This is a genomic window from Vibrio sp. R10-SF1-ISO8, assembly GCF_059833805.1.
This window is the reverse complement of record NZ_JCBDHL010000021.1, coordinates 1,173,767-1,196,632: the sequence shown is the minus strand read 5'-3', so window position 1 is coordinate 1,196,632 and position 22,866 is coordinate 1,173,767. Positions and strand designations below refer to the sequence as shown.

30 protein-coding genes and 2 pseudogenes are annotated in these 22,866 nt (G+C 40.8%); 3 read left to right on the top strand and 29 right to left on the bottom strand.

Annotation, left to right across the window (positions count from 1 at the left end; translation table 11 throughout):
* Positions 1-144: 144 nt before the first annotated feature.
* Both fdhD and AC6R00_RS23610 read left to right on the top strand, forming a co-directional pair.
* Positions 145-963 (top strand): formate dehydrogenase accessory sulfurtransferase FdhD, encoded by an 819-nt coding sequence (gene fdhD / locus AC6R00_RS23615; protein WP_500642187.1) that lies wholly within the window; start codon positions 145-147, stop codon positions 961-963.
* A 175-nt stretch (positions 964-1,138) separates the two neighbouring features.
* A complete protein-coding gene (locus tag AC6R00_RS23610) occupies positions 1,139-3,031 on the top strand; it encodes a methyl-accepting chemotaxis protein (RefSeq protein ID WP_500642186.1) in 1,893 nt (630 codons plus the stop codon).
* A gap of 44 nt (positions 3,032-3,075) precedes the next feature.
* On the opposite strand, the gene AC6R00_RS23605 is transcribed toward AC6R00_RS23610, so the two are convergent.
* From AC6R00_RS23605 to AC6R00_RS23520, 18 genes and pseudogenes are all read right to left on the bottom strand, one after another.
* Positions 3,076-3,609, bottom strand: coding sequence for a lipocalin family protein (locus AC6R00_RS23605; RefSeq protein ID WP_500642185.1), 534 nt, complete (start codon positions 3,607-3,609; stop codon positions 3,076-3,078).
* 33 nt (positions 3,610-3,642) lie between these two features.
* The gene (locus tag AC6R00_RS23600; RefSeq protein ID WP_500642184.1) at positions 3,643-4,140 is read right to left on the bottom strand and encodes a GNAT family N-acetyltransferase; all 498 of its coding nucleotides are present in this window, start codon (positions 4,138-4,140) and stop codon (positions 3,643-3,645) included.
* A 7-nt stretch (positions 4,141-4,147) separates the two neighbouring features.
* The gene (locus AC6R00_RS23595; protein ID WP_494506025.1) at positions 4,148-4,450 is read right to left on the bottom strand and encodes a DUF1330 domain-containing protein; all 303 of its coding nucleotides are present in this window, start codon (positions 4,448-4,450) and stop codon (positions 4,148-4,150) included.
* A gap of 28 nt (positions 4,451-4,478) precedes the next feature.
* Entirely contained in the window at positions 4,479-5,093 is a 615-nt protein-coding gene (locus AC6R00_RS23590) for a LysE family translocator (protein ID WP_500642183.1), read from the bottom strand.
* A 137-nt stretch (positions 5,094-5,230) separates the two neighbouring features.
* Positions 5,231-5,740: pseudogene (locus AC6R00_RS23585) on the bottom strand (GNAT family N-acetyltransferase).
* 63 nt (positions 5,741-5,803) lie between these two features.
* Positions 5,804-6,334: a GNAT family N-acetyltransferase gene (locus AC6R00_RS23580; RefSeq protein WP_500642182.1), complete on the bottom strand. Its 531-nt coding sequence runs from the start codon at positions 6,332-6,334 to the stop codon at positions 5,804-5,806.
* A gap of 82 nt (positions 6,335-6,416) precedes the next feature.
* The gene (locus tag AC6R00_RS23575) at positions 6,417-7,421 is read right to left on the bottom strand and encodes a S66 family peptidase (protein WP_500642181.1); all 1,005 of its coding nucleotides are present in this window, start codon (positions 7,419-7,421) and stop codon (positions 6,417-6,419) included.
* A gap of 30 nt (positions 7,422-7,451) precedes the next feature.
* A pseudogene (locus tag AC6R00_RS23570) lies at positions 7,452-7,634 on the bottom strand (SAM-dependent methyltransferase); the annotation flags it as partial.
* 20 nt (positions 7,635-7,654) lie between these two features.
* Positions 7,655-7,918: a hypothetical protein gene (locus tag AC6R00_RS23565; protein WP_500642180.1), complete on the bottom strand. Its 264-nt coding sequence runs from the start codon at positions 7,916-7,918 to the stop codon at positions 7,655-7,657.
* 200 nt (positions 7,919-8,118) lie between these two features.
* Entirely contained in the window at positions 8,119-8,424 is a 306-nt protein-coding gene (locus tag AC6R00_RS23560; protein WP_500642179.1) for an NIPSNAP family protein, read from the bottom strand.
* Positions 8,425-8,568: 144 nt separating this feature from the next.
* Positions 8,569-8,859, bottom strand: coding sequence for a hypothetical protein (locus AC6R00_RS23555; protein ID WP_500642178.1), 291 nt, complete (start codon positions 8,857-8,859; stop codon positions 8,569-8,571).
* 140 nt (positions 8,860-8,999) lie between these two features.
* Positions 9,000-9,455, bottom strand: a complete 456-nt coding sequence (locus tag AC6R00_RS23550) for a GNAT family N-acetyltransferase (RefSeq protein WP_500642177.1) — start codon at positions 9,453-9,455, stop codon at positions 9,000-9,002.
* Positions 9,456-9,582: 127 nt separating this feature from the next.
* The gene (locus AC6R00_RS23545) at positions 9,583-9,987 is read right to left on the bottom strand and encodes a DUF1801 domain-containing protein (protein WP_500642176.1); all 405 of its coding nucleotides are present in this window, start codon (positions 9,985-9,987) and stop codon (positions 9,583-9,585) included.
* Between the two features lie 120 nt (positions 9,988-10,107).
* Positions 10,108-10,584: a hypothetical protein gene (locus tag AC6R00_RS23540; protein ID WP_500642175.1), complete on the bottom strand. Its 477-nt coding sequence runs from the start codon at positions 10,582-10,584 to the stop codon at positions 10,108-10,110.
* Positions 10,585-11,036: 452 nt separating this feature from the next.
* Positions 11,037-11,411 carry a hypothetical protein gene (locus tag AC6R00_RS23535; protein WP_500642174.1) on the bottom strand — a complete coding sequence of 125 codons (375 nt, stop codon included), beginning with the start codon at positions 11,409-11,411 and terminating at the stop codon, positions 11,037-11,039.
* A gap of 236 nt (positions 11,412-11,647) precedes the next feature.
* Positions 11,648-12,106, bottom strand: a complete 459-nt coding sequence (locus AC6R00_RS23530) for a hypothetical protein (RefSeq protein ID WP_500642173.1) — start codon at positions 12,104-12,106, stop codon at positions 11,648-11,650.
* 138 nt (positions 12,107-12,244) lie between these two features.
* The gene (locus tag AC6R00_RS23525; protein WP_500642172.1) at positions 12,245-12,778 is read right to left on the bottom strand and encodes a cysteine hydrolase family protein; all 534 of its coding nucleotides are present in this window, start codon (positions 12,776-12,778) and stop codon (positions 12,245-12,247) included.
* Between the two features lie 136 nt (positions 12,779-12,914).
* Entirely contained in the window at positions 12,915-13,280 is a 366-nt protein-coding gene (locus AC6R00_RS23520) for a VanZ family protein (RefSeq protein WP_500642171.1), read from the bottom strand.
* A gap of 343 nt (positions 13,281-13,623) precedes the next feature.
* Between AC6R00_RS23520 and AC6R00_RS23515 the strand changes: the two genes are divergently transcribed.
* Positions 13,624-14,631, top strand: a complete 1,008-nt coding sequence (locus AC6R00_RS23515) for an IS110 family RNA-guided transposase (protein WP_500642170.1) — start codon at positions 13,624-13,626, stop codon at positions 14,629-14,631.
* Between the two features lie 608 nt (positions 14,632-15,239).
* Here the strand turns inward: AC6R00_RS23515 and AC6R00_RS23510 are convergent.
* The 11 genes from AC6R00_RS23510 to AC6R00_RS23460 all read right to left on the bottom strand — a co-directional run bounded on the left by AC6R00_RS23510 (position 15,240) and on the right by AC6R00_RS23460 (position 22,733).
* Positions 15,240-15,839 carry a cytochrome c oxidase assembly factor Coa1 family protein gene (locus tag AC6R00_RS23510; protein ID WP_239825814.1) on the bottom strand — a complete coding sequence of 200 codons (600 nt, stop codon included), beginning with the start codon at positions 15,837-15,839 and terminating at the stop codon, positions 15,240-15,242.
* A 150-nt stretch (positions 15,840-15,989) separates the two neighbouring features.
* Entirely contained in the window at positions 15,990-16,265 is a 276-nt protein-coding gene (locus tag AC6R00_RS23505; protein WP_500642169.1) for a hypothetical protein, read from the bottom strand.
* A gap of 167 nt (positions 16,266-16,432) precedes the next feature.
* The gene (locus tag AC6R00_RS23500; protein WP_263257590.1) at positions 16,433-17,287 is read right to left on the bottom strand and encodes a hypothetical protein; all 855 of its coding nucleotides are present in this window, start codon (positions 17,285-17,287) and stop codon (positions 16,433-16,435) included.
* Between the two features lie 133 nt (positions 17,288-17,420).
* Entirely contained in the window at positions 17,421-17,849 is a 429-nt protein-coding gene (locus AC6R00_RS23495) for a GNAT family N-acetyltransferase (RefSeq protein WP_500642168.1), read from the bottom strand.
* A 153-nt stretch (positions 17,850-18,002) separates the two neighbouring features.
* Positions 18,003-18,725, bottom strand: coding sequence for a DUF2971 domain-containing protein (locus tag AC6R00_RS23490; RefSeq protein ID WP_500642167.1), 723 nt, complete (start codon positions 18,723-18,725; stop codon positions 18,003-18,005).
* A gap of 159 nt (positions 18,726-18,884) precedes the next feature.
* On the bottom strand, positions 18,885-19,442 hold the full coding sequence (locus tag AC6R00_RS23485) for a hypothetical protein (RefSeq protein WP_500642166.1): 558 nt from the start codon (positions 19,440-19,442) through the stop codon (positions 18,885-18,887).
* Between the two features lie 144 nt (positions 19,443-19,586).
* Positions 19,587-20,477, bottom strand: a complete 891-nt coding sequence (locus tag AC6R00_RS23480; RefSeq protein ID WP_500642165.1) for a hypothetical protein — start codon at positions 20,475-20,477, stop codon at positions 19,587-19,589.
* A 243-nt stretch (positions 20,478-20,720) separates the two neighbouring features.
* Complete coding sequence (locus tag AC6R00_RS23475; protein ID WP_500642164.1) at positions 20,721-21,152, bottom strand: GNAT family N-acetyltransferase; 432 nt, start codon at positions 21,150-21,152, stop codon at positions 20,721-20,723.
* A 203-nt stretch (positions 21,153-21,355) separates the two neighbouring features.
* Positions 21,356-21,808 carry an NUDIX hydrolase gene (locus AC6R00_RS23470; RefSeq protein ID WP_101957018.1) on the bottom strand — a complete coding sequence of 151 codons (453 nt, stop codon included), beginning with the start codon at positions 21,806-21,808 and terminating at the stop codon, positions 21,356-21,358.
* Positions 21,809-21,953: 145 nt separating this feature from the next.
* Positions 21,954-22,262, bottom strand: a complete 309-nt coding sequence (locus AC6R00_RS23465; RefSeq protein WP_500642163.1) for a hypothetical protein — start codon at positions 22,260-22,262, stop codon at positions 21,954-21,956.
* Between the two features lie 135 nt (positions 22,263-22,397).
* Positions 22,398-22,733, bottom strand: coding sequence for an energy transducer TonB (locus AC6R00_RS23460; protein WP_500642162.1), 336 nt, complete (start codon positions 22,731-22,733; stop codon positions 22,398-22,400).
* Between the last annotated feature and the right edge of the window lie 133 nt (positions 22,734-22,866).

Genomic DNA, 22,866 nt, shown 5'->3' with positions numbered 1-22,866 from the left:
CTTGCTCTATATTCAACCAATTTAGTTGAAATCTCTGACTGAGATGGCGTTGGTTTGTCAAAATTAGAGGATCGACAAATAGGAACGCTAATTGCAAGTAACAAGTAGCAAAAATAATACTGAGTATTTAGATAGGAAACGTCTGTGGTTAAACCAAACATTATTAAAACCAGTGAAAATCCTTTGCAAACCATCGAAGTAGAAGTGTTCGATGAATATGGTGAGAGGTTGACCAAGCAGATCGCCTGTGAGCGCCCTCTCACGGTTATGCTGAACTGGAAAGAGGTCGTAACCTTAATGACGCTAGGATCTCGACCTGAATCCTTGGTTCTCGGATATTTAAAGAACCAAAGTTTTATCAGTGATCCTGAATCGTTAGAGTCTGTCATTATAGACTGGGAAACGCATACGGCAGCGGTCATCACTAAAGAAGACATTCAACAAGTAGAAAGCGCACTCAAGAAAAAGACCGTCACTTCTGGCTGCGGACAAGGCACCATGTATGGCAATGTGATGAAGCAGCTCGAAGGCTATCAGGTTCCTCAAGTCCCTCTCAAGCAATCTGAAATCTATTCCGCGCTGGAAGCGTTAACTCATTACAACGACACGTATAAAAAAGCGGGTGCAGTTCATGGCTGTGCGGTGTGTAAAGGTAATGAAGTCCTCTCTTTCGTTGAAGATGTGGGTCGTCACAATGCCGTAGATACGTTGGCAGGTGAAATGTGGCTTAATCAAGAGTCTGGAGAAGATAAGATTTTTTACACTACCGGTCGCCTTACTTCTGAAATGGTGATTAAAGTGGCGCAAATGGGGATACCAGTTCTTCTATCTCGTTCTGGTGTTACACAAATGGGGTTAGAGCTCGCTGAGAAGTTTGGTATCACTACAATTGCTCGTGCAAAAGGCCTACGCTTTCAAGTCTTTACTGGTGCCAAAAAGATTGAGTTTGACGTAAAAGGCTAGTGAATAAGCTGTACCTGCAACTCGATAACGCATCGATAAGGTGCGTTTTTTTTATCTCTCTAAACTTGCAAAGACGTGGTGCACTGCTATTAGTTTTATATATGTGTCACAAAAAATTTATAAATTTGTCACATTAATAAGCTATCGACGTCACTAGGCAATCAGGGAGGTGTTCATGGACGATTCTCCAGGCACTCAGCATTCTAAAGGTTTTGCTTTATCTATTCGCGCGAAACTGTTTCTTATCAACGCCATGCTTTTAATTTTTGTTGCTCTCTACGGCTTTGTTGAACACTCTAGCCTTGCGCGTCTCCAGTCTTTAGAGCATGCCGCGAGTCAAAATCTGGCCAGTGAAGTCGATCTATTGATGTTAAGACGCCATGAGAAGGACTTCTTAGCACGTAAAGATCTTAAATACCCTAAGCGATTTGATTCGACATTTGATCAAATGGCAGAACGTCTTGCAGACTTGTCTAATACCTTGGTACTTAACGATCTTGACTTCACTTCTTCGACGAAAACTATTTCGCAGACACTTGAACAGTATCAGGCTCAGTTTCATCAACTGGTCAACCAAGTCAATTTGCTTGAAGGTAAAGGCAGTGATACAAGTTATACAAGTCAGTTGGAGCAGGCTCGCCTCGAATTAAGACAATTGGCCGTCGAACAACGTGATATTAACTTAAAAGTGGCGCTATTTGAGTTAATGGAAGCGGATTTCCGATATCTATCCGATATATCAGAAGAGAGTGAAACGCTTTTAGTCAATGCACTAAGTCAGTTTGAATCGACTGTTGACCAATACCCATCGTTAGCGAATTACTTCTTTAACTATCGAGCGAAAGCGGAGCAGTTGATCAATGCTCGAACGCTATTGGGCTATAGCGCTAATGAAGGTTTAAGAGGTCAATTGAGAAGTAATGTTCACAATACGGAAGAAGAAATCTCCTCGTTACAGTCTGCTATCGTGCAAGAGATTTCGTTAGCGACAGTACAAGTTAAACAGCAATTGCAAATAATCGGGTTAACCATGGTTGCCCTGCTCTCTTTACTGCTATTTATGATCGGCAGAAGTATTCTTAATCGGATCAAAATCATCAACGCCTTGATGAAAGATATCGCATCTGGCAGTGGCGATCTCACCGTCAGGATGAACGCCAAAGGTAATGATGAACTAGCTCAATTAGCTAACTCATTCGATACCTTTGTTAGCCAGTTACACACGCATATAAAAGATGTCGCCTCGGTGATGGAAGTACTAAGTGAAAGCTCATGCAGTTCAGAACAAGCGTCCTCGAAGAGTATGAAGAACGCCGAGCAGCAGAAGCTGGAATCTGAGTCTGTCGCGACCGCCGTCAATGAGTTGGTCATGACGACTAATGAGATCACCGCGAATATTGAGTCTGCAGCGCACAATGCCGAGCGCGTGAAAACAGAAGCACAGAATGCGCTGGATATGACACATGCAACAGGCGATCGAATTGATGTGTTAGCAGCAAGTATCGAAGAATCTCAAACCCACGTTGTATCACTTGAAGAGCAAAGCCGAGAAATCAACCAAGTGGTTTCTACGATTCAAGGCATTGCGGAACAAACCAACCTGCTTGCACTTAACGCCGCTATAGAGGCAGCTCGAGCTGGTGAAAGTGGTCGTGGCTTTGCTGTAGTGGCGGACGAAGTGCGCCAGCTTTCATTAATGACTAATGACTCTACTCATCAAATCGAGTCGACGATTCAGTCGCTTACTCAGGGTATTTCGCAAACGGCCAATCAAATGGCAACCAGCGCAGCACAGGCAAGAACGACCAACGAACACACTCATAAAGTGGTGGAAGCCATTGAAGGTATCAGTGAGCAGATTAGTGAAATGTTTGATATGAACACACAAATTGCGACCGCCTCTGAGGAGCAATCAATGGTCTCTGCTGAAATTGATCGTAACATCACTGAAATTGCGCATTTGGCGGGCAACACCTTTGAGGTGGTGTCAGGCTCTGTAAGATGCAGCGAGCAAGTGTCGGGAGTTAGCCATAAACTAGAGAAAATTGTCGCGCAATTTAAGTACTAGTCGCAGCCTTATAAAGTGAGTCTCTACGGAGGCTCTTGGTTTACCTAACTTTGAGGCTGTTTTACAAAGATCAACTCGTCAGTGTTAAAACCTCGCTCTTTGGACATGGTTTTAAACTTCTCTATCACACTATCACTAACTGTTGGTGTCCGAGCTAATAACCATAAGTACTCATTGTTAGGGCCAGATACAAACGCATAATCATAGTTACTACGTTCTAACTCAAACACGACATAGGAACCATAAAAAGGTCCGAAAAAGGAAACTTTTAAATACCCTTGGTTCTTGGCATCGACAAAGTACGCTTTTCCTTCAGCCTCTTTCCATTGTTGGGATTCGCTGTTATACCCGCGATTAATGACCTTTACCCCACCATCATCGCGTAAACTGTATTCCGCGGTAACTTGTGTAAGCCCTCGTTCAAAAGAATGGTCTAAACGAGCTATCTCATACCATTTACCAAGATAGTTTGTGAGTTCAAAATCACCAACAGGTGTCACTGACTTTGGCATTCCCAAGCAAGCGGTCAAAGTGAAAACCGTACTAAGTAATAGAACCGTTTTAAATGTTACCTTCATACACCGAACCTTATGGATTACATATTTCGTCGTTTACACTGGACGCACTAATCGATAGCGCTTCACCACACCTTCATTTTTATCTTCATAGTTACCGAGGTATTCTCCGCCACTCTTTTCTATCACTTTCTGAGAGGTTGGGTTATCGATTGAGCACGTCACGATAACAAGATCGGTCACAACATGATCGCGCACCCAGGCGAGCAAATGAGAAGCAACCCCCTTACCTCGGGCAGATGGCCTAGTCTCGTAACCAATATGACCAATCACATTTTCTACGTTCGCGTTACTTCCTCTTCTTACCCGAATCGCACCTAAAATCTTTTTATCCGCGAGGCAATAATATGTGGTACTGGGTAGATAACCATTTGGTGATTCGTAGGTTTCTTGAGCACGTTCTATTAAACCAGATAAATAGCTTTCAGGGTCACGCTCTACATTGGCATATTTGGGAATTCCGGATTCATAGCACTCTTTAGCATAACTCGCGAGCAAAGGCGCTAAGCTTAAGCTTGCTTCTACTACTTCCATGTAATAATTAATCCTCTTTGTTGTAACTCGAAATAATCGTTGTATGAGATACAGCCGTATCAAAGAGTTGCTCCTTTACTTTCAAATACTCACTGTCTGTAAAGAAAGTTTCGGCAACGGATTGATCTGGAAACCGTATTGTAAAGACTCGATTAATGGGTTTATCCACTTCAGAGATGAGAACTTCTGAAACAATGAAGTCAAAACCGAATTTGCCACCATATGAAGTGAGGATAGGCTTCATAGCAGCTCGGTAGTTTGAGTAAACATCATCATTTGAAACTTCTAGGCCAACTAAGAACTCGTACATTTCATAGCCTCCTTTGCTATAAGATTAATTACTGGCGACTTAACAGCAAACTTGCCCCTGACATAGCTAAGAAACTAGCGCAGCCTCTGTTGAAACGCTTGGCCATTGCAGGTTTCGCAAACCACTGTCGCAAATATATTCCGAATATGGCATAGATCGATATTGCGCCCATTTCTAATATGAGAAACGTTGCCCCTAAAACGAAAAACTGTTCATTTACATTGTCCGAAACATCGACAAACTGCGGAAGGAATGCAGTGAAAATCAGAATAGCTTTGGGGTTACCAGCTGCTAGCAAAAATTCTTGCTTCGCTAAACCCAAACGGTTTTGAGCATTTGTAAACTCTGTGATTGGGCTTGACTCTGAACCCCAAAGATTAAAGGCAATCCAAAGCAGGTACGCTGCTCCCGCTATTTTAATAGTTAGAAACAGAGCTTCTGATGTATACAGAACCACAGCAAGACCTGAAGCGGCTAACGCAATCATTCCAGAAAACGCTGTTATTCTCCCAAGCCCAGCGATGAAGGCAGATTTGAAACCATAACAACGAGCATTATTCATAGACAACAGGTTGTTTGGACCAGGAGTCATATTAAGCGCAAAACACGCAGGTATAAAAAGCAATAACTTCCAGAATTCCACAATATTTTCTCCATGTAATTGGCACTAGATTAATTAGGCAGCTAACGCCCTACTTAAATCATTGTGCTGTAAACACTACAGTCGATTCAAATATAAAACGCTGAACATTGCGACTCTACTTAAATTGATTTTAATAACTATCGCTTGGGAAGCATATACTCATAAAAAACCACATCACTGTCACTAGTTGGCTGCTCTACGAAACCCATTTTGGTAAGTAACTTCGCTGAAGCGATGTTAGTTGGGTCAACACCACCTATGAGTTTCACCCATGGTTCAGATTTCACGACTTCATCAATAAAGCCTTGAATCAATTCGCTAGCCAAACCTTTCCCCCAGTAATCTTCGGCAAGTAGATAACCGATATGGGCACAATCTTCACCTTCCACATAGGCAAACAAGAAGCCTATTAGTTCGTGATTCTTTGCTTCTATTTTAAGTAAGCGGCTCTCCAACAACATTCGTTCAAGTCAGGCTCTGGCCTGTTCACCGGAAGTAATGCCGTGAAAATATGGAGGAAGATTTTCAACAACCGCTGGCGTGAGGATTTGAGGAATTCGTTCGAGCAAACTTGAGTGCGCGCTCAAAGAAAGTTCTCCAGTAATTTCAGCAACTGTCAGTCTCTTACTATAAAATGAAATTGCCATATTCCCTCCCCATGTTGATAAAAACCCTAACGAACCTGTAACCGATAAGCAGATAGTTTAAGGTTATAAGCCGATTTTCGAATACACGGCTGTACTACTTAGCATGCCAGACTGAAGCTTACGGTCATTACGCAGTATTCCTTCGAAAGCGTACCCACATCGCTCCGCAACGGCTCGACTTTTTCTATTCTCTTCCGCCGCCTTGATTTCCAATCTGTTCGCTTTGAGTTCTATAAATGCGTAAGTTTCTAAAACTTTAACCGCTTCAGCGATATAACCATACCCGACACATGAGCTACGTAACCAATACCCTATTTCAAAAAAAGGAACATCTTTGTCTCGGATGATTAAACCAATTGCGCCGATGAAGTGATTGGTATTTTTATCGATTAGCGAATATCGTAGTTCACCTTCGAAGTTTTCAAAGTTACTAATAGCCTGCTTTGTATTCTCTATTGACTCGGACTCAGTCAAAGCATGTTGAACCCAAGGCAGATACTCGCTTAATTCGTTTTTACTTTCCAATATTGCTTCCAGCATCAAAGGCTGAATCTTCATCGAAGGAGGAACTAATCTTAGCCTTTCTGTTTCCATGTATTTCTTCTCAATAAATGCTTATAACGCTCCCTTAAGGTGTGAGCAAAGTAAGGGTGGGAATTAACTCTTTAATGGACTGTTATTTTTCTGACAGCCATTGCCCTACAAGACTAAAGCGATGATTATCAAAGTCAATTTTAGCTTGAACACCTAAAGGTGTAACAAGCATTGGATGAGTATGACAACTGTCAAAACCATATAAAATTGGCACTTCTTTTCCGTTTAACACTTCCAGTAAGACATCCAATGGAGTTCGACCGGTCCCTTTATTGTCGAATAACTCATGCTTACCCAGTACAATTGCGCCAACCATATCGAATACTCCGCAAGCGAGCAAGTGGGCAAACGAACGCTCTACTGTTTCAATACTCTTTAGTGAGTCCTCTATAAGTAGGATGTCGCCAAACTGGATATCTGGCATATATGGACTACCCCAAATACCCGCTATTGTATTTAAATTGCCACCAATAACGCGTCCTTTAACTGTTTCCCTACCTTTGAACCGCCATTCATTTGGATATGTCGCTTTATTTGAATCCTGAGTTTCCCAGTCATGCTTAATATCAGTCCACTCATCTGGCATAGAATAAGAATATAGGCCTGATTCTGTAGTCAATATTTCTAAGAAAGACTGAAATGTTTGATCAACTAAAGGAGGAAACTCACCGAATGATGCAACTAAAGCTGGGCCGTAGAAAGTGACTAACCCCGTCTGTGCATAAATCCCCATGAGTAGAGCAGTTACATCTGAGTAACCAATAATAATTTTAGGATCTCTACGTAGAGCGTCATAATCAATGTAGGGCAATAAAGCGTTGCTGTTGTTACCGCCAATCGTTGACATAATACAACGAATGCTTGGGTCTCTAATGAGCTGGTTTAACTCATCTGCTCGCTCTAAAATCGAGCCTGAGCGATAACTATCAGACTTTCCCGTAAGAGAGCCAGCAACAAGCTCAAATCCATGAGATTCAAGGTAAGCTTTTGCACGTTGGAATCGTTTTGGCGCAAATACTGTTGCTGGCGATGACGGTGAGAAAAAGCCTATCTTGTCACCTGCACTTAAAGCCTTTGGATACAACACGTAATTCAACCCTCCATAATATACGTTTCGTTAAATGGACTTTTTCGCAATAACCAAACCATGATTGCTACTCCCAAGCAATGACGGTTCTGAGCATGTAGAAAGGTGATATTTCAACCAAGCTTGATATTGACTCTCGCTTAGCTGGTTGATCTCTTGACCAATAAAGCGCACATACCCATCAGTCGCAATATGATTTTCAACACTGAACCCTATTTAAAAAGCCTGCTTTCTTAAAGTTTGTCACAGTCCTTTTTATCTTTGAACAAGTTAGCAATCGCTGTAGCCTCTGTTCGCTCAGAGTCTTGGTATGCTTCAAACATATCTCCATCTTCATAGCCGAGAAAACATAAAGTTCCTTGGATAATAACGGTGAAAAACGACACGACTAGAACCAAAAAGGGAATAACACCAAATAAGTCCAGAGCAAGGAATACCGAAGATATCGCCATCGCAATGACGGAAATAACGACTTTAAGTTTACTTGTAAGAGCCATAACCACTCCTTATGAATGACTATCGCACATAATATAGACACCTAATTGCACATAGTGTAAGACAAATCACACTTGGCACATAACGCGCATGCGCGTAGCGAGAATTGTCATAAACCATTGTGCTGTAAAGACTAAACTTGTTTTAAGTGAAAGCGCCAAGCGCGTTGAATCACTCTAAAGTGTATTGTCGGATGTGTATATCAGCCAAATACCGGTCTAAAGAAGCTACGTTCAACGCTCAAAACACAGCGAGTCTCTTCTGCAAATTTAAATGCTTCTAGACACTCTTTGTCAGCTAACGACTTGTTACGATATGCCTCGTAGTCCGCTAGACTGGGAAAGGTAAATAACGCTAAAGCGACGTTGTTAGCGCCTTCTGAAGGAAGAAAATACCCATTATGATGCCCGCCTAGTCTGTTGACTAGTGGAATCCACATTTTTGCATATTCTTCAAATTCGGATAGCTTGAAAGGGTCGATGATATATCGAACGTAACATGTAACCATTGTGTTTATTCCTTTTAATTGGTCAGAACCCAACACCGCGCTACGGTGTCACGTCTATACTAGGTACTTAAGCCACACTGTGGCGTAACTCAACAACCTACAACGTCAAGCGTTATAAATCCGTCTCGAGTTTATTGTGGGTGTTTACCCTATCGGTTTGCATGTTCCTAAAAATGTACTTTCGTACGTATAAGATTTAATCACCCCTTGCTCGTCCGTAATAAAGATGTACGTACAGCTGTCGCTGAAAATTTTATATTCAGCTTCAATCACACCACCTTCTTTAGACTTCATTTCGTGAGGCTCTCCCCACTGCTCTACAAGTTCATTTATATGATGCCCAGTCCAGTTTTCACCAAAGTAGCTTTCGCTTACAAACAAAGAACAACCACTTAGAAGGAGTGCAGAAACTAAACTCAACAGACTGATTTTCATAACCACTACCTAACCATTCATAGAGACATAAGGTTAACAACTATTAGATTCACAGGAAAGATGTAGCTAAACCGAACTCGACAACACCTCAAGCCAAATTAAGGTGTGGCTCACTTTTAAACAGATTGTTTGCGTACAGCCTACAACGCGAGTTTAAACCCTTCATGTGTTGGTTTGAATCCAAGTTTTTCATAGAACCTGATTGCATCAGGGCGCTGCTTGTCACTTGTTAACTGAACGATTGTGCAGCCTTTGCTTTTTGCCAGTTCGATAGCATGTGCGAACATATGCTCACCAAAACCTTGTCCACGATAGTCACTATGGATTCGCACACCTTCGATAAGACAACGCCAGCTACCAATGTGCGTCAGGTAAGGAATAAAGGTCACTTGAAGCATACCGACTAGGGAGTTTTCTAGTTCAACGACAAGTAATTCGTTGTTTGGGTCTCGTGCAATTGCTTCGAACGCTTCAACATAAGCGTTATTCAACGGAACAGACACTTCTTCTCTTTTACTACCAAGTGGGTCATTTGAAAGCAAAGCAACAAGACTTTCCAGATCTTCAAAAACAGCTGAACGATACTTTAATTCCATCTTTAGGTCCTTATTACTTGTGACTACTAGCACCTTACCTAAAGCATTGTGCCATAAACATTAAACTGACTTAAAGTGTGAGCGCCGAGCATTGTGAATCACTCTTAGATTATTGTTATGTGAATTGTTACGCGCCTAAAAGAGGTAAATTTTTGCGCTGCTGATAGGTTAAAGCTAACTCTAAACAAGACTTAATGGCTCTTTCTGGTATCGGTTCCGATAAGGACAGAACTATTGCTCTATTTCCCTGAAATACAAGTTCTTCTCGATACAACTCCCGGAACGTATCGACTAGCTTGGTTTGGCAATTAAAGAAAAGATAATAATTGTTAGGAGACTTGAGTTTCCAGTCCATTCTTAGCGGACTGCCTGTTTTTACACTGTAGCTTGGCTCACCCCATTTTAGAGTTTCTTCGACTTCACCAAGTTCCAACTCAGATGCTATTTGAAAGACTAGATTTCGTAGCTCCGCTAACCTAACACGAACATTCTCTGGGTATTCATCGAAACGAGCTTTGACTGCCTTGTCCATTGAAATCTCCTATTCACATAGCGCCAACGCATAGCGCGAGACTTAAACTAAGTACCGCAAACGCTGAGCAAACTTTGAAGTAAATTCGCCGAGCGTTGGCAGTCCGGCTTAAGCAGATTGTTATGAGTACTTAGTTTGAACCTCCTTCAAAAGGCTCAATACAGACTGTTCTATAAGTGGTTCAAGGTCTGCAAACCCGAATTCTGGTTTGATATGAATGATTGAGTTCAAACGTAGGAGACCTCTAATATATCCGCTCCAACAAAGCTTGTTTGTTGAACGCAATGTTTCAATTGTCTCACCGCTAGCCAAAGAAATAACATCAAACTCGATTGTCACTAGAGGACGCCAACCTAAGATTACTCCGAAGCCAAACAATAACGTACCTCTTCGATGAAATGGTACACGAACAGCTAGAGCGATATCGTTTTCTGCGAAACTATCTTCAGGTACCGAACCCAATGGCAATATTTCTACAAGCTTGAAGCGAATGCAATCAGTTAAACTGACACTATCTGATGACATTGAATATTCATCTATGACTTTTAGAAGATCTCTTCTAGGTGCAACTTTTATTGAATCTAAATATACAGCCACTTAAACGCCTTGTTATGTATTATTCGTGCTCGCACCCATAAAAGGACCGTGGAAAACTAGTCCTTCATTAACTACATTAAATACTTCTTCCTGATTAGGAAAATAGTCGGAATACTCCGGGGTAATTAGCCATGACATACCCTTCCCACCACAGTTCAGGATTTAGTTGAACTACCTTACCATCGACCAAATCGACAAAAACCATACCTACTGATTGCAGTACCTTCACACTCTTAGTTAAGGCTTCTTCGTAAGTGCCACGCTGAACTATTAAAGGACGTTGCCACAGTTATTTTCCATCTACTAGATTTCCATTTGATGCATAACGCTCTGCGAAGTGGCTAACAACGCATACCATGATACTAAAATACCCACCGTAACCACTACACCTGATTAGCAGAAAAATTGCCAAGCGTTGATAGTCCATCTTTATCAGCTTGTTATGCTAATGCCTAACCAGAAAACTTACTATGAAACCAAGAGTTATCTGTAGTATCCAACGTCGGATAGTTCTTATAGCAACCATTAGTTTTGAATTGGACAGGCTTTCCAGTCGCATGGGCAGTCAATGCAATGCTTAGCCACCTGTCGATTTGTGGGTGATTTGGTGCTACATCTATCCTAGTACTCTTACAACCTAGTTCATTAATTTCTCTATCTGTAGCAATAAACAACCTACCGTCACCATATAAACCTGTATAAACCACATGAGCGATCAAGTTATCCGAGGCCAAAGACTGACTATTAAAAGCAAATAGCAGTAATAAAATGTAGATATATTTCATAATTTCCCTTTCTAAAAATGTAACCTTTGAATTAATATGCATAACGCCACATTAAGGTGTGTCGCACGCCTGCCAGACTGTGAGCGAAGCGAAACCGGCAAGCGTAAGGAATTACTCTTTAATGCTTTGTTATGCACGTACTGTGGCAAAGCTTTCTGCTATAACGTAAGAATTAACTAACTCAAAAACAGACAAGCTTTGGTAACTTATGAATTCTGATCCTGTCCAGTGTTTTGGAGGACCTACCTCAATGGGCTTGATATTTATTGGCAGTGCACTTAGCTCTTGAGTAATTTTGTCACCAATGATTTGGGAAAGCGACCTAAAGTACCAAATTTAGTTTTCACGATTCCATATACAGTTGGCTTTTGATTCAAGAACCGGACTAAGTATTCCGCTTTTCCCATTATCTCCACACAGGCGCTGAAAAGAACACCAAGAAGTGACTCTGGGCTGCATGAGTTCCCCGAAAAAAACAGGTCAATTTCTACTTCTTGATATGGAATTAAAAGAGGAGAGTTCTTAGATATAGAAAGTAACTCTTCTTCAACAGAGCATATAGACTCTTCAACGACACCAATACACTGCACTTCCCAAAGTTCAGGAGCAGCCTCATTATGCATCAAGACTGAAAGGCTAATCCTAAGATCGTCCGCATACCAATCAGCATCAACGATGCAAATATTACCTTCTGTTTCATCAAACTCTGTTTGAATTCTTTCCAATAGTTCTTTCATGTCAACCTAAGTGCATAGCACTCTGTTAAGGGGTGAGCAACGCAATACCGAAGCCGCCGCATACCACCCTAAACACTTAAACCAACGCATAGTGAAAATGTCACGCGTTGCGAAGCCCTCTTGAACAGTTTGTTAGCCCTATGCCCAAAGGTCGTGTGCCTCTACCGCTTCGATTTTAACACCGAAACTAGAAATATTAGGTAACGTGGCATTGTGGTGCTCTCGAATTTGAGCCCCACTGGCGTGCTCCTTATCATGAGTTGTGTGAGCATCCGATACCAACGTTACGGGATAGCCTAAACCTGCAGCTCTGCGAATGGTGGTATCAACGCAAAACTCTGAGGCGTAGCCACACACAATTAAGCTACCTACATCGAGTTCATTCAAAACACTTTGAAGATTAGTGTTCAAGAAAGAGTCTGGTGTTGTTTTGCGAACGAAATGGTCACCAGTTCGTGTAATTAAGCTCGACTGTAATGCCCAACCAACGCTTTCGTATTCAATAACAGATTTAGGTTGCTCGTGCTGGACAAAGATAACTGGGACAGACTTAGCACGCGCTAATTTCGTAACCTCATTAATTTTGGTGAGTACGATTTGTGATTCAAATGGTTGAGGTTCCGGGTCGAACAGAATCGACTGAACATCAATAACTAATACCGCAGATTTCATTATTTTCCTCTGATAGGGCTAACGCCGCGTTAAGGGGTGAGCAACGCTGCCACCTCACCTAAAGCATTGTGCCATAAACACTAAACTGGCTTGAAGTGAAAGCACCGAGCGTTGTGAATCATTCTTAAATTTATTGTTATAGCGATTTTCCTTTCAAGAAAATCGACCGAGCAAAAGAAGCAATTAAAATACCTACAACTAGCCCTAAACCATTTGCGCCTAAGTCTAGCCACTCACCATAACGATTTACATATGGCTGAACTAATTCAATAACACCACTATAAACTAAGAAACCTACGATAAATAACAACCACTTTTCGGGTCTCGCTAACGCTACTGGAAATGCCAAAGCCCCATAAGCAATAAAATGGTGGGTTTTATCTGTCCCTGGAACGGAAGGAAGGCTATCCAGCGGATATAGGGACAAAACAGTAATTACCAGAGCTATTAAAGCCGTGAATAACAACCAATGAAGTCGAACTAAGTTTAACAAAGATTTCAAGATATTCTCCGAATCGCTATAACGCCGCATTATGTGGTGAGCAACGCAGCCACCTGAACCTAAAGTATTGTGCCGTAAACACTAAAGCCGAAGCAAACCGAAAGTGCCAAGCGTTACGAATCTGCTTAAATTTATTGTATGGATAATAAGCACTCCAATCGGGTAAGGTGAGACCCAGACTTTAGCTGCAACTAAAGTTCTTCTATCTGATAGTTCGATTAAATGATGGCTCCTCTATCGAGAGACCGATAACAAGTACGAACGTCAGATAGAACTCCAAGCACCACACTCGAATAGTCTTCTGGGTCTCGAGCCCGCATTTGCAAGCAAGAGTTAGCTTATTATGAATACAAACACACTTCAAAACATTAATGTCGGCGTTGATACTGGCAAATCACAATTAGATATTTATATCCGTCCGCTCGACATTTACTTCACCGTTCCTAACAATGACAAAGGCATTAAAGAAGTCGTCAGAACTATCGCTAAACACCAACCTCAGCGTGTCGTGATTGAAGCTACTGGACGATTAGAAATGCCCTTCATCCTTACTTGTGACCAAGCAAAGCTACCCTATGTCATCGCAAACCCTTTGAGAATAAAAAGGTTCGCTGGTGCTATTGGACAAAGAGCTAAGAACGACCGTTTAGACGCCGCGCTCATTGCCCACTATGCTGAAAAAGTTCAGCCTGACTTAACCGAGCTAAAAGCCGAAAATATCCGATTAATGAGTGACTTAGTATCAAGGCGAAATCAGTTACTCTCCATACAGACCATGGAAAGAAACCGACTACAAATATTGCCAAAGAACATCGCCTCAACCATTACGCCCATCTTAACCGCTCTTAAAAATCAAATTGAAAAAGTAGAAGCTAAAATCACAAAGCTCATCGATATCTCTCCTGAATATCAGACTAAGAATGAGATACTTCAAAGCATGCCTGGAGTCGGTAAGATACTGGCCGCATCTATCATCAGTAACGTCCCCGAGCTTGGTTACATCACCAATAAACAAGCCTCTAGTTTGATTGGTGTAGCACCCATCGTTAGAGAAAGTGGTCGTTATAAAGGAAAGCACATAATACAAGGAGGTCGGACTCAAGTTAGAACCGTTATGTATATGGCGATGATGTCTGCCATCCAATGTAACCCTGTTTTTAAGACTACATATGAACGATTACTTGCGGCAGGAAAACCCAAAAAAGTCGCCATAGTCTCTTGTTATATTCAATTCAGCTTAAATGAATGGACGAAATCTCTGATCCTAGTTTCTGAGCCTTCAACGAAAATGTCTCCATCAGATGGCTTGTTAACAAAAATGTATGCTGCATTACTTCCGGCTTCGACATAATACGCTAAATGAGTAATTGTTAGTTCAGGTCTATTTTCCAAAACTGATTTTGTTTCTGGGATTTTTTGCTTAAAAGTTAGTTGCTTAGTTTTGAAACCACTAATTGTTATACTTTCAACACTTTTTGGCTCTACTGGTGTACCATAAAAAGATTCAAATTGTTGATAGTAAGCATGCCGAACAATTTCTTTTAGGTTTTCTTCTGCTTCTACATTTTTGAACACAAACACCTTGTAGACTTCCATTGGAGCGGCTGTAGATGTAAAAACCACCTGGTTTTCTCTGTTACTATACTGTTCCTGAACCTCCATATATCGATTGGCATAAGGATCAGATTTAAATGGTGTTGTTACAGAAAAACTCGCATCCTTTGCAGTATAAATGTCATCCTCGACGAGCCCCTGAGTACTAGCACAGCCAAAAAACACCACAATTACACCAATAGCTAATAACCTTAAGAATCTAGAATTCATGATTTCTCCTCATAGAATATAACGCCCTGCTAAGTGGCTGACAACATACCATAAAACGTTAACAAGCCACCGTAAACACAGAACAAATTTTGAAGTAAATTCGCCGAGCGTTGGCAGTCCGTCTTAAGCAGATTGTTATGTGCCTTTTTCGCAAGGCGCTAGGATTTCGAGTTTTTGGCTAGGCAAATATTTAATTTCCAAGCAAGTTAACTGCCAAGTACTTTCAGTCAATTCGGCTTTGAATTCGAATAGGCCTTCACCTTGTGGGCCTTCAATCTCGTACTGCATATCAGCAGAGCCGGAAACTTCATACCCTCGAATGATTCCTTGGATTAAGTCAATGTCGTAAGGCGTACCAATATTTGCGTGAAACTTATCCGAACCCTCTAGAGTACGAAGTGCTAGCTTAGTTGAACCAGACTCTTCAAATGAGCTATTCATGCTGATAGTAAAGATGACAGCAAAGAGAACACCACAAGTCAACATTATCGCAGCTGCAACAGACCACTTTCTTTGAGAGTTTTTAAACTCTTCAACACTACTCCACTGGTTATGCTTCCAAGCCCACTCATTGCCTTTGAAGCCTAGAATAAATGGCATCACAATATTAACGAACGGTACAAAAACTAACAAAGCGCGATAGGTACGAAAGCGAATACCCCATATCCAATTGAACGCAAACGCGCCCCAATTCCAACCTTTAATCTGTTCAGGGATTTCTTTACTATTTTCCATATATTCCACTAATTCTATTCGGGCACATAACGCCCTGTTAAGGTGTGAGCAACGCAATGCCGAAGCCACCGCAAACCACCTTAATCACTTAAACTACCGCATGGTAAAAATGCCACGCGTTGCGAATCACTCTTAAATGCTTTGTTATAGCTATTGTTCACCTTCCCAACCAAGTATTACGAAGATAGAGTTCGCTGTATCATATAGGTTATGAAGGCTAGCAATAAAGACTGCAATCAGACCAGACTCTAACAATGGCCTTATATACTGATTCGAGTCAATTACAGGCTTGCTCCCAAGCAATACTAAGAACACAATGGCTAGTACTATAAAAACTAATTGCTCGACGATAGAAAGTTTTAGTTGCCCTAAAGTCGCAGAGAAATTCCCGCCGTGACGTTCAATAATTTCCCTCAATTTTGTCATGACAACGCTGCCTGTCGTTGTGTTAATTGCGAGTAACGCAATTAACAACGTGATCAAATTATTACTTAAGAACGACACAAGAAAATTGGACTCTATTAGGCTGCATAAAAAGCGAGTCAGGACACCTAACACAATGAATAACGAGCAACTTTTCAAGTAATCAATAATCATGGCCTCAAAAATCCTAGTAACGCTTCTAACGATTGCGCATTTAAATTCTCTACCGTCAATTCATCTAGCTCCACTGTTCTGTTAGTTTTTTGAGTGTGAACCGACCTTTTAAACCCATTTATTTTTAATGATATATCACCGCCTCCCTCGGAAGCATATTCGACAATACCATCAATGACCTCATTGTCATCTCTGATTTCTAACACTGCGTCATCAGCTGCATTTAGCTCTAAACACGTTCGGTGTGAGTTTGTGTCCAAATTAATTTGCTTCAAGTCGACCTTTAGGCACTTGGAGATGTTTGCCATATTAGGAGAAATTAGCTCAAACTTGACAGAAGTGATCTTACCGCGGTGTTTGCTAACCAAGTCCCAAAATTCCTTTTCATCAAAGAGCTCTTTGACATGCATCGTAAGCTGCAGCCTTTTTAAGTACTCTTTAAGCGAATTTGAGAGGATATTTGCGACAATACGGGAACTAGAAAATGCCTTTAAGTTCTTAGAGATAGCGATAAACTGACAGTCTGGTGCGTTATTCAAGATAACCGTCACATGAGGCCAGTTTTCAATGCGCTCTTTGTTGAAGTTCTCGTTTTCTCGCTCAATAGAGCGTTGAACCCCTAGTTTGAATGCAAACCAGTCACCATCTTTCAGAACGACTTTCTGATGCAAAATATTCCCTTTGCTCACTAGCTTTGGGAAGTTTGACAAAACTTCATAGAACAAAATGTTCTTTTGCTCTTTGAGTTGCTCAACCGACAAAATGCTTCTGTACATATCAGGTTGAACTTCCTGAGTAATCGGAAGTAATTGATACCTGTATAAGTCAAAAGATATATTTTTATATTTCATTATTATCCTATAAAACTCAAAATAGCTATAACGCCGCATTAAGGTGTGAGCGGCGCTTGGCTATACTTGAGCGAAGCGAAACTGCCAAGCGTTGCGAATCACTCTTAAATGCTTTGTTATACGCGTGCTGACACTACAACGAAACTGTCATAACCTTATGATTTGGCTCACTTTCAATGTCAACCGCAAACCAACCTAATGACTCGTACAACGATGGTACATTTGTGTAAGCATACAGGTTACTTTGAGTTGCTGCTGATACTTGGCTAACACCTCGGTTAATCAGTTCACTAGCAATACCTTGACCGCGCCACTCTGGTGAAACATAAACAGCATTAAACCAATTAACTTCTGAGTTACCATGAGGCTCTTTAAAGCGCGAATAAGCAAGACCACCGATAACTTGATTGTCTCTGAGAGCGACAATTACCGGTGGAAGATTAGGTTGTGGTTTATAAGTATCTACGAACAGAAAATCAGACCATTCTGTTTGAAACAGCTTCTCTAGAGCAACCCAATACTGACTATTTTCATCGCAATTTCTGAATACTACCTTGTTCATATTGGATTATTTCCTCAAAAGCGTATAACGCCAAATTAAGGTGTGAACAACGCTTACACCTTACCTAAACCATAGTGCTGTAAACACAAAACTAAAGTGAAGTGAAAGCGCCAAGCGTTGCGAATCACTCTTGAACAGTTTGTTATACAAAATTTAGCAGTCGATTATTTTTAAGCCTAAACTGCCATTGTCTACAACAGCTTTCTTCAATTTAACGTATTTCCACTTTTCATTACTTAATATCTGTTCTATTAAGCAGCGATCATTCGCTGTCGTGTTAAGTCCAAACACAACGTACTCTAGCGCACACGGGTTAAATTTGTGGACTCCAGCATCTGTAGAGATAAATCGAGTTTCATCTTCGTATTTCCAGTGCTCGTGCTTACGAGTCAATGCAGCCTTAAGAAGCGCCTCCTGCATCTCTTCATAATTGCCTAAGGCATCATGTCTGTTAAACCTAACCCCAGAATTAGCATCATTGTAAATATCAACGTACGGGTGATGATCAACATACTCAATATCTTCCCTCTCAATAAGTTCTTTTTCAAAGTGCTCCTGAAGCTGTCCAGAAAAGCCTAAACATATACCTTTGTGAGAGTCACCATAATGAGACCACATTAAGATATCATCGCACTTGTAGCTCAAACAAAGAACGCCATGTTGGCCAAGTCTACTCTTTAAAAATGACTCATGATTTTTAAGCATTGAGTTCGAAGTATCTAGACCAAGATCATTAAGCTCCGATAAGTACGTACTAGGCAAAATTTGTCCGTCAAACGGGTCATTGAACTGTTCCGTTTTCGAGAAGAAAACCTCATTGTTGAGCAGAATATTTAGAGTATTTTTATTTATCGATAAATACTTGTGCAAGTTCATAAAGTTTCCATTTCGTATAACGCCCTGCTAAGTGGCTAGCAACGCAACACCACACTTAAACTAACCACCGTAAACTCTGTACCAAACGAGAACTAAGATTGCCGGGCGTTGATAGTCCGTCTTAAGCAGCTTGTTATGTTTAAAGCCCCATCCCTTCTTCTACTTTAATAGAGTTTTTCGAACAACATATGGCTCTACTAACTCACTGTTTACTTCGGGTAAACTAGAGAACTTTAGACCCGCTACAATTGAGTCTTGGTGGACTATAGCTAATTCTTTTCCTGATTCAAATGATACTACTAAGCCTGCGTCGTATGAGATTCTCTCATTATTTATTTCATCTTCGTAGGTTTCTGAAAGGATTTTTACAGCACACGCTTTTTCGTGATATCCTAAATCGTAACTAAAATAATCTGAACGATAGTTCCAACTTTTTCCATCTTCACTGATTTCAGCTTGAACTACTGACGGTGTTTCCGTTAGTTCCGCCTCAAGATAATAAACATCGTTTCGTCCAACTTGGGTATCTCCCCAATCAAATTCCAAAGTCAAAAACTTATTATTACTTAGGCGTATCGACATAAATGAGCAGGTTATTACTGGACTCATATATGTTAAAGATACGCAACTACAACGAATATCTACAATTGCATTGCTTAGCAAAGATTTTAATGCCTTTTCGGAGCTAGCTTCCAACTGGCCGGTTATGACTTCCATTTCTAGTAATCCTAATCATTAAACATAACGCCACGTTAAGCAGTGAGCAACGCCACCACTGAACCTAACCATACCACCTTAAACACAAAACCCAACGATAGCACTAAAAATGCCAAGCGTTGGGAATCTGTCTTAAACGCATTGTTAAGAGGCGACTTGCTCGCTAACTGAAGCTAACTCATCCACTTGGTACACTTTAATGAAGTATTTGAACTCCAATGGTGAAAGAAGGTGCTCTAAATAGGACCTCATTGTTTCAGGTTCATCATCAGTAGCAACTGCAAAAATAAGCGAAAACTCCTTTCTTTCTGTATCGTTTAATGTTTGATAAAAGCGTCTAAAGCGATCTACAAGAGCAACTTGTCCTGAACGGTTAAAAGTGTTTTTATTCATCCGTTTAACTTCAATAACCGTCATATTACTGCCATTGCGAGCAACTCCATCAAACATGAATCTAAAGTTATCGCCTTGAGTCTTCATATCTCTTTCAATATTGAGGCCTAGTTCAGATTGGAGTTTATTCATTAGTATACCTTCTAGTAAGCGCCCCTCTCGCATTCTCTGTCGATTTATACTTCTCATTATTTCGCTGTGCTGTTTTCTTTCTTCCTTAGTGCTTATTTTCCCCACACTTAATCTAATTTCGGAGTCTGAAATAACGTTTCTAGCCTCTTCTAGGTTAAGTCTATTCTTATCACTTTCATTGTTACTCGATGTTTCTTCAGCTTCATCTTCATTACTTAGTTCGTCAGACATTTTCATGAATATTTCAGAGGTTGTTGCTTTTTGCATATTAACGAAATGTTCTTCGTCCTTAAAATCAGAAGGTGCATAAAGTACTTTGTAGTTCCAGTTTAAAGTAATGAAAAAAAGTACAACTAAAGTTGAAGGAAACAACATAAGAAACCAGATAAAAAGTTCTTGGTTATTTGGATCTATATGTGGGAGCACAATTGTACCGCTAATTTCTGCAATCCCAGCAAAAATGGCTATAACAGACAAAGGGTTTTTAACCGCCCCTATTTTATTTTGCACTTTAAAACCTCCAATTTATACAAGACTCCCTAGCCTCTTAACGCCAAATTAAGGTGTGAACAACGCTTACACCTTCGCTAAACCATTGTGCCATAAACACTAAACTGGCTTGAAGTGAAAGCGCCAAGCGTTGTGAATCACTCTTAAATTTATTGTTATGTGATTTTTCATTGCATACGGAAACGCCCAAAGTTATTAGCTTTGGGCGTTTCTTCTAGCAAACTGGTTACGACAAACCGAGCTCTAAAGTGTCATATGCAGAATGGGAAAAGGTTTTCCCATATCATCAAGCGGTGAGCGAGAAACTACTTTAAACCCCATATGCTCGTAGAAACCTACGGCTTTCGGGTTTTGTTCGTTTACATCCACTTTGGTTGCGCCTAACTGCTCTATTGCATACTGCAGCAGCACCTTACCAACACCTTGCCCTCTTGCCGCGTTTAAGATGAACAGCATTTCAACCTTTGAGTCATGGATACCCACGAAACCTAAAATTGAACCACTTTCATTTTTCACACATCTTAACGTGACAGCAGGAAAAGCCTGCTCAATGATAATTGGTTTAAAAAACTCAATATCTTCTTCTGATATGAAGTCATGAGTTGCTCGGACTGAATTTTCCCAAACACTTAGCATTTCTGCATAGTTTTCAGGAAGCACATTTTCTACAATCATCGTAATTTCTCTAAAGTTGACTGAAATTCATGTGCAGCCGCGAGCGGGCATTTTAGCCCCAACAGGTATGAAATGTCCACCAATCACATAACGCCCAATTAAGTTTCGAGCAACGCTGCCATCACACTCAAACACTGCACCGAAATCACCAAACTAATTGAAACCGAAAGTGCCGAGCGTTGTGAATCAGCTTGAATTGCTTGTTAGCCGAGTTTTATACGACATAACTCATTAATTGGCTTGTCTACAAAATACTCCCAAACGTGCTTGAATGCTGCATGTTGTGTTGGAAAAGGCGATAACTCTAACGCTTCTTCTAAGCTACACCATTTAAAGTCTGTGTGTTCGTGATTAAGAACAACTTCTTGATTCGCTTGGCACTTAACGACAAAGACTGGGATGACTTCAATAACGTTCGAGTAGGACTCATAAAACTGTTCTAAGAATTGACCATTATACAGTTCTGTCACTTCAATCTGGGTTTCTTCCTGAAACTCTCGGACGATGGTTTGCCAAGGCAACTCACCTTCTTCCATTGAACCTGCGACATGGCACCAAAAACCACCTTTCACTCGCTTCATTAGAAGCATCTTTGTTTCACCATCAATTTCCGACAATGCCACACCGGAAACAATTGAATTATTTATTGGAATCATTTTTATACCTAGAAACTACGATAGTCGGCTAACGCCCTGCTAAGTGGCTGACAACATAACACAAAACCTAAACAAGCCACCTTAAACACAGAGTAAACTTTGAAGTAAATTCGCCGAGCGTTGGCAGTCCGTCTTAAGCAGTTTGTTAGAGGTATTCCGGGTCATCAGCTGCAGACCAATGTACCTCATAATCAACATTTTCAATTATTTGATTGTCTTTAAACTGGTAAAAATCATATTTGGCAGGTTGCAGAAATTCGAAATCTGGTGGGATCATTTCAAATTCATCCTCACTACCACCTTCGACTTTGACTAATAACCCATTCTCGAGAGCTGAAACAATTATTCCCCAGAAACCATCATATTCATCATCGCGATTTGGAGATACTATCCTTATGGATACTAATACACGTTTTCCAATTTCTTTGGATGCTTCTTCAATTGAATATTCCACTTTATACCTCTAACGCCCTGCTAAGTGGCTAGCAACGCATAGCACGATACTTAAACTAGCCGCCGTAAACACCATACCTGACTAGAACTAAAGTTGCCGAGCGTTGATAGTCCGTCTTGAGCAGTTTGTTATGTGTTAAATTTTAAACTCTAGCTTCTGTTTCTGAAGAACAGATTCAGCATGATTTAAAGGTCCATACTTCCATTTTGATAACGCTTGTACAGCAGCCTCATCAAAAACGCCTTCTGGATTTGATTCTACCACTGTAATGTCAGTTACATGCCCTTGCTGATTGACGATAAAAGTCATAACTACAAAACCTGATAATTGACTTTCAACTGCTAATTTAGGGTACTTGGGAAATACACGCTCTATAGGTGTGAGTTCTTGATATGTGAGAGGGTCAGTATTTTCCTCAGGGCTAGCGCATCCGACCAGTAATAACACTAAGAAAATTTCTATAAATCTCATATTTACCCTTTTTCACATAACGCCCAATTAAGGGGTGAACAACGCTACCGCCCCCACCTAATGCATTGTGCCATAAACACTAAATTTGAAGTAGAAGCAAAAATACCAAGCGTTGTGAATCCCTCTTAAATTG

Bases quoted from the DNA above. Each gene is read 5' to 3' on its own strand.
- AC6R00_RS23610 (WP_500642186.1), top strand. From the start codon at position 1,139: ATGGACGATTCTCCAGGCACTCAGCATTCTAAAGGTTTTGCTTTATCT.
- AC6R00_RS23605 (WP_500642185.1), bottom strand. From the start codon at position 3,609: ATGAAGGTAACATTTAAAACGGTTCTATTACTTAGTACGGTTTTCACT.
- AC6R00_RS23600 (WP_500642184.1), bottom strand. From the start codon at position 4,140: ATGGAAGTAGTAGAAGCAAGCTTAAGCTTAGCGCCTTTGCTCGCGAGT.
- AC6R00_RS23595 (WP_494506025.1), bottom strand. From the start codon at position 4,450: ATGTACGAGTTCTTAGTTGGCCTAGAAGTTTCAAATGATGATGTTTAC.
- AC6R00_RS23580 (WP_500642182.1), bottom strand. From the start codon at position 6,334: ATGGAAACAGAAAGGCTAAGATTAGTTCCTCCTTCGATGAAGATTCAG.
- AC6R00_RS23565 (WP_500642180.1), bottom strand. From the start codon at position 7,918: ATGGCTCTTACAAGTAAACTTAAAGTCGTTATTTCCGTCATTGCGATG.
- AC6R00_RS23560 (WP_500642179.1), bottom strand. From the start codon at position 8,424: ATGGTTACATGTTACGTTCGATATATCATCGACCCTTTCAAGCTATCC.
- AC6R00_RS23555 (WP_500642178.1), bottom strand. From the start codon at position 8,859: ATGAAAATCAGTCTGTTGAGTTTAGTTTCTGCACTCCTTCTAAGTGGT.
- AC6R00_RS23550 (WP_500642177.1), bottom strand. From the start codon at position 9,455: ATGGAATTAAAGTATCGTTCAGCTGTTTTTGAAGATCTGGAAAGTCTT.
- AC6R00_RS23545 (WP_500642176.1), bottom strand. From the start codon at position 9,987: ATGGACAAGGCAGTCAAAGCTCGTTTCGATGAATACCCAGAGAATGTT.
- AC6R00_RS23535 (WP_500642174.1), bottom strand. From the start codon at position 11,411: ATGCATATTAATTCAAAGGTTACATTTTTAGAAAGGGAAATTATGAAA.
- AC6R00_RS23530 (WP_500642173.1), bottom strand. From the start codon at position 12,106: ATGAAAGAACTATTGGAAAGAATTCAAACAGAGTTTGATGAAACAGAA.
- AC6R00_RS23525 (WP_500642172.1), bottom strand. From the start codon at position 12,778: ATGAAATCTGCGGTATTAGTTATTGATGTTCAGTCGATTCTGTTCGAC.
- AC6R00_RS23515 (WP_500642170.1), top strand. From the start codon at position 13,624: ATGAATACAAACACACTTCAAAACATTAATGTCGGCGTTGATACTGGC.
- AC6R00_RS23510 (WP_239825814.1), bottom strand. From the start codon at position 15,839: ATGGAAAATAGTAAAGAAATCCCTGAACAGATTAAAGGTTGGAATTGG.
- AC6R00_RS23505 (WP_500642169.1), bottom strand. From the start codon at position 16,265: ATGACAAAATTGAGGGAAATTATTGAACGTCACGGCGGGAATTTCTCT.
- AC6R00_RS23500 (WP_263257590.1), bottom strand. From the start codon at position 17,287: ATGAAATATAAAAATATATCTTTTGACTTATACAGGTATCAATTACTT.
- AC6R00_RS23495 (WP_500642168.1), bottom strand. From the start codon at position 17,849: ATGAACAAGGTAGTATTCAGAAATTGCGATGAAAATAGTCAGTATTGG.
- AC6R00_RS23490 (WP_500642167.1), bottom strand. From the start codon at position 18,725: ATGAACTTGCACAAGTATTTATCGATAAATAAAAATACTCTAAATATT.
- AC6R00_RS23485 (WP_500642166.1), bottom strand. From the start codon at position 19,442: ATGGAAGTCATAACCGGCCAGTTGGAAGCTAGCTCCGAAAAGGCATTA.
- AC6R00_RS23475 (WP_500642164.1), bottom strand. From the start codon at position 21,152: ATGATTGTAGAAAATGTGCTTCCTGAAAACTATGCAGAAATGCTAAGT.
- AC6R00_RS23470 (WP_101957018.1), bottom strand. From the start codon at position 21,808: ATGATTCCAATAAATAATTCAATTGTTTCCGGTGTGGCATTGTCGGAA.
- AC6R00_RS23460 (WP_500642162.1), bottom strand. From the start codon at position 22,733: ATGAGATTTATAGAAATTTTCTTAGTGTTATTACTGGTCGGATGCGCT.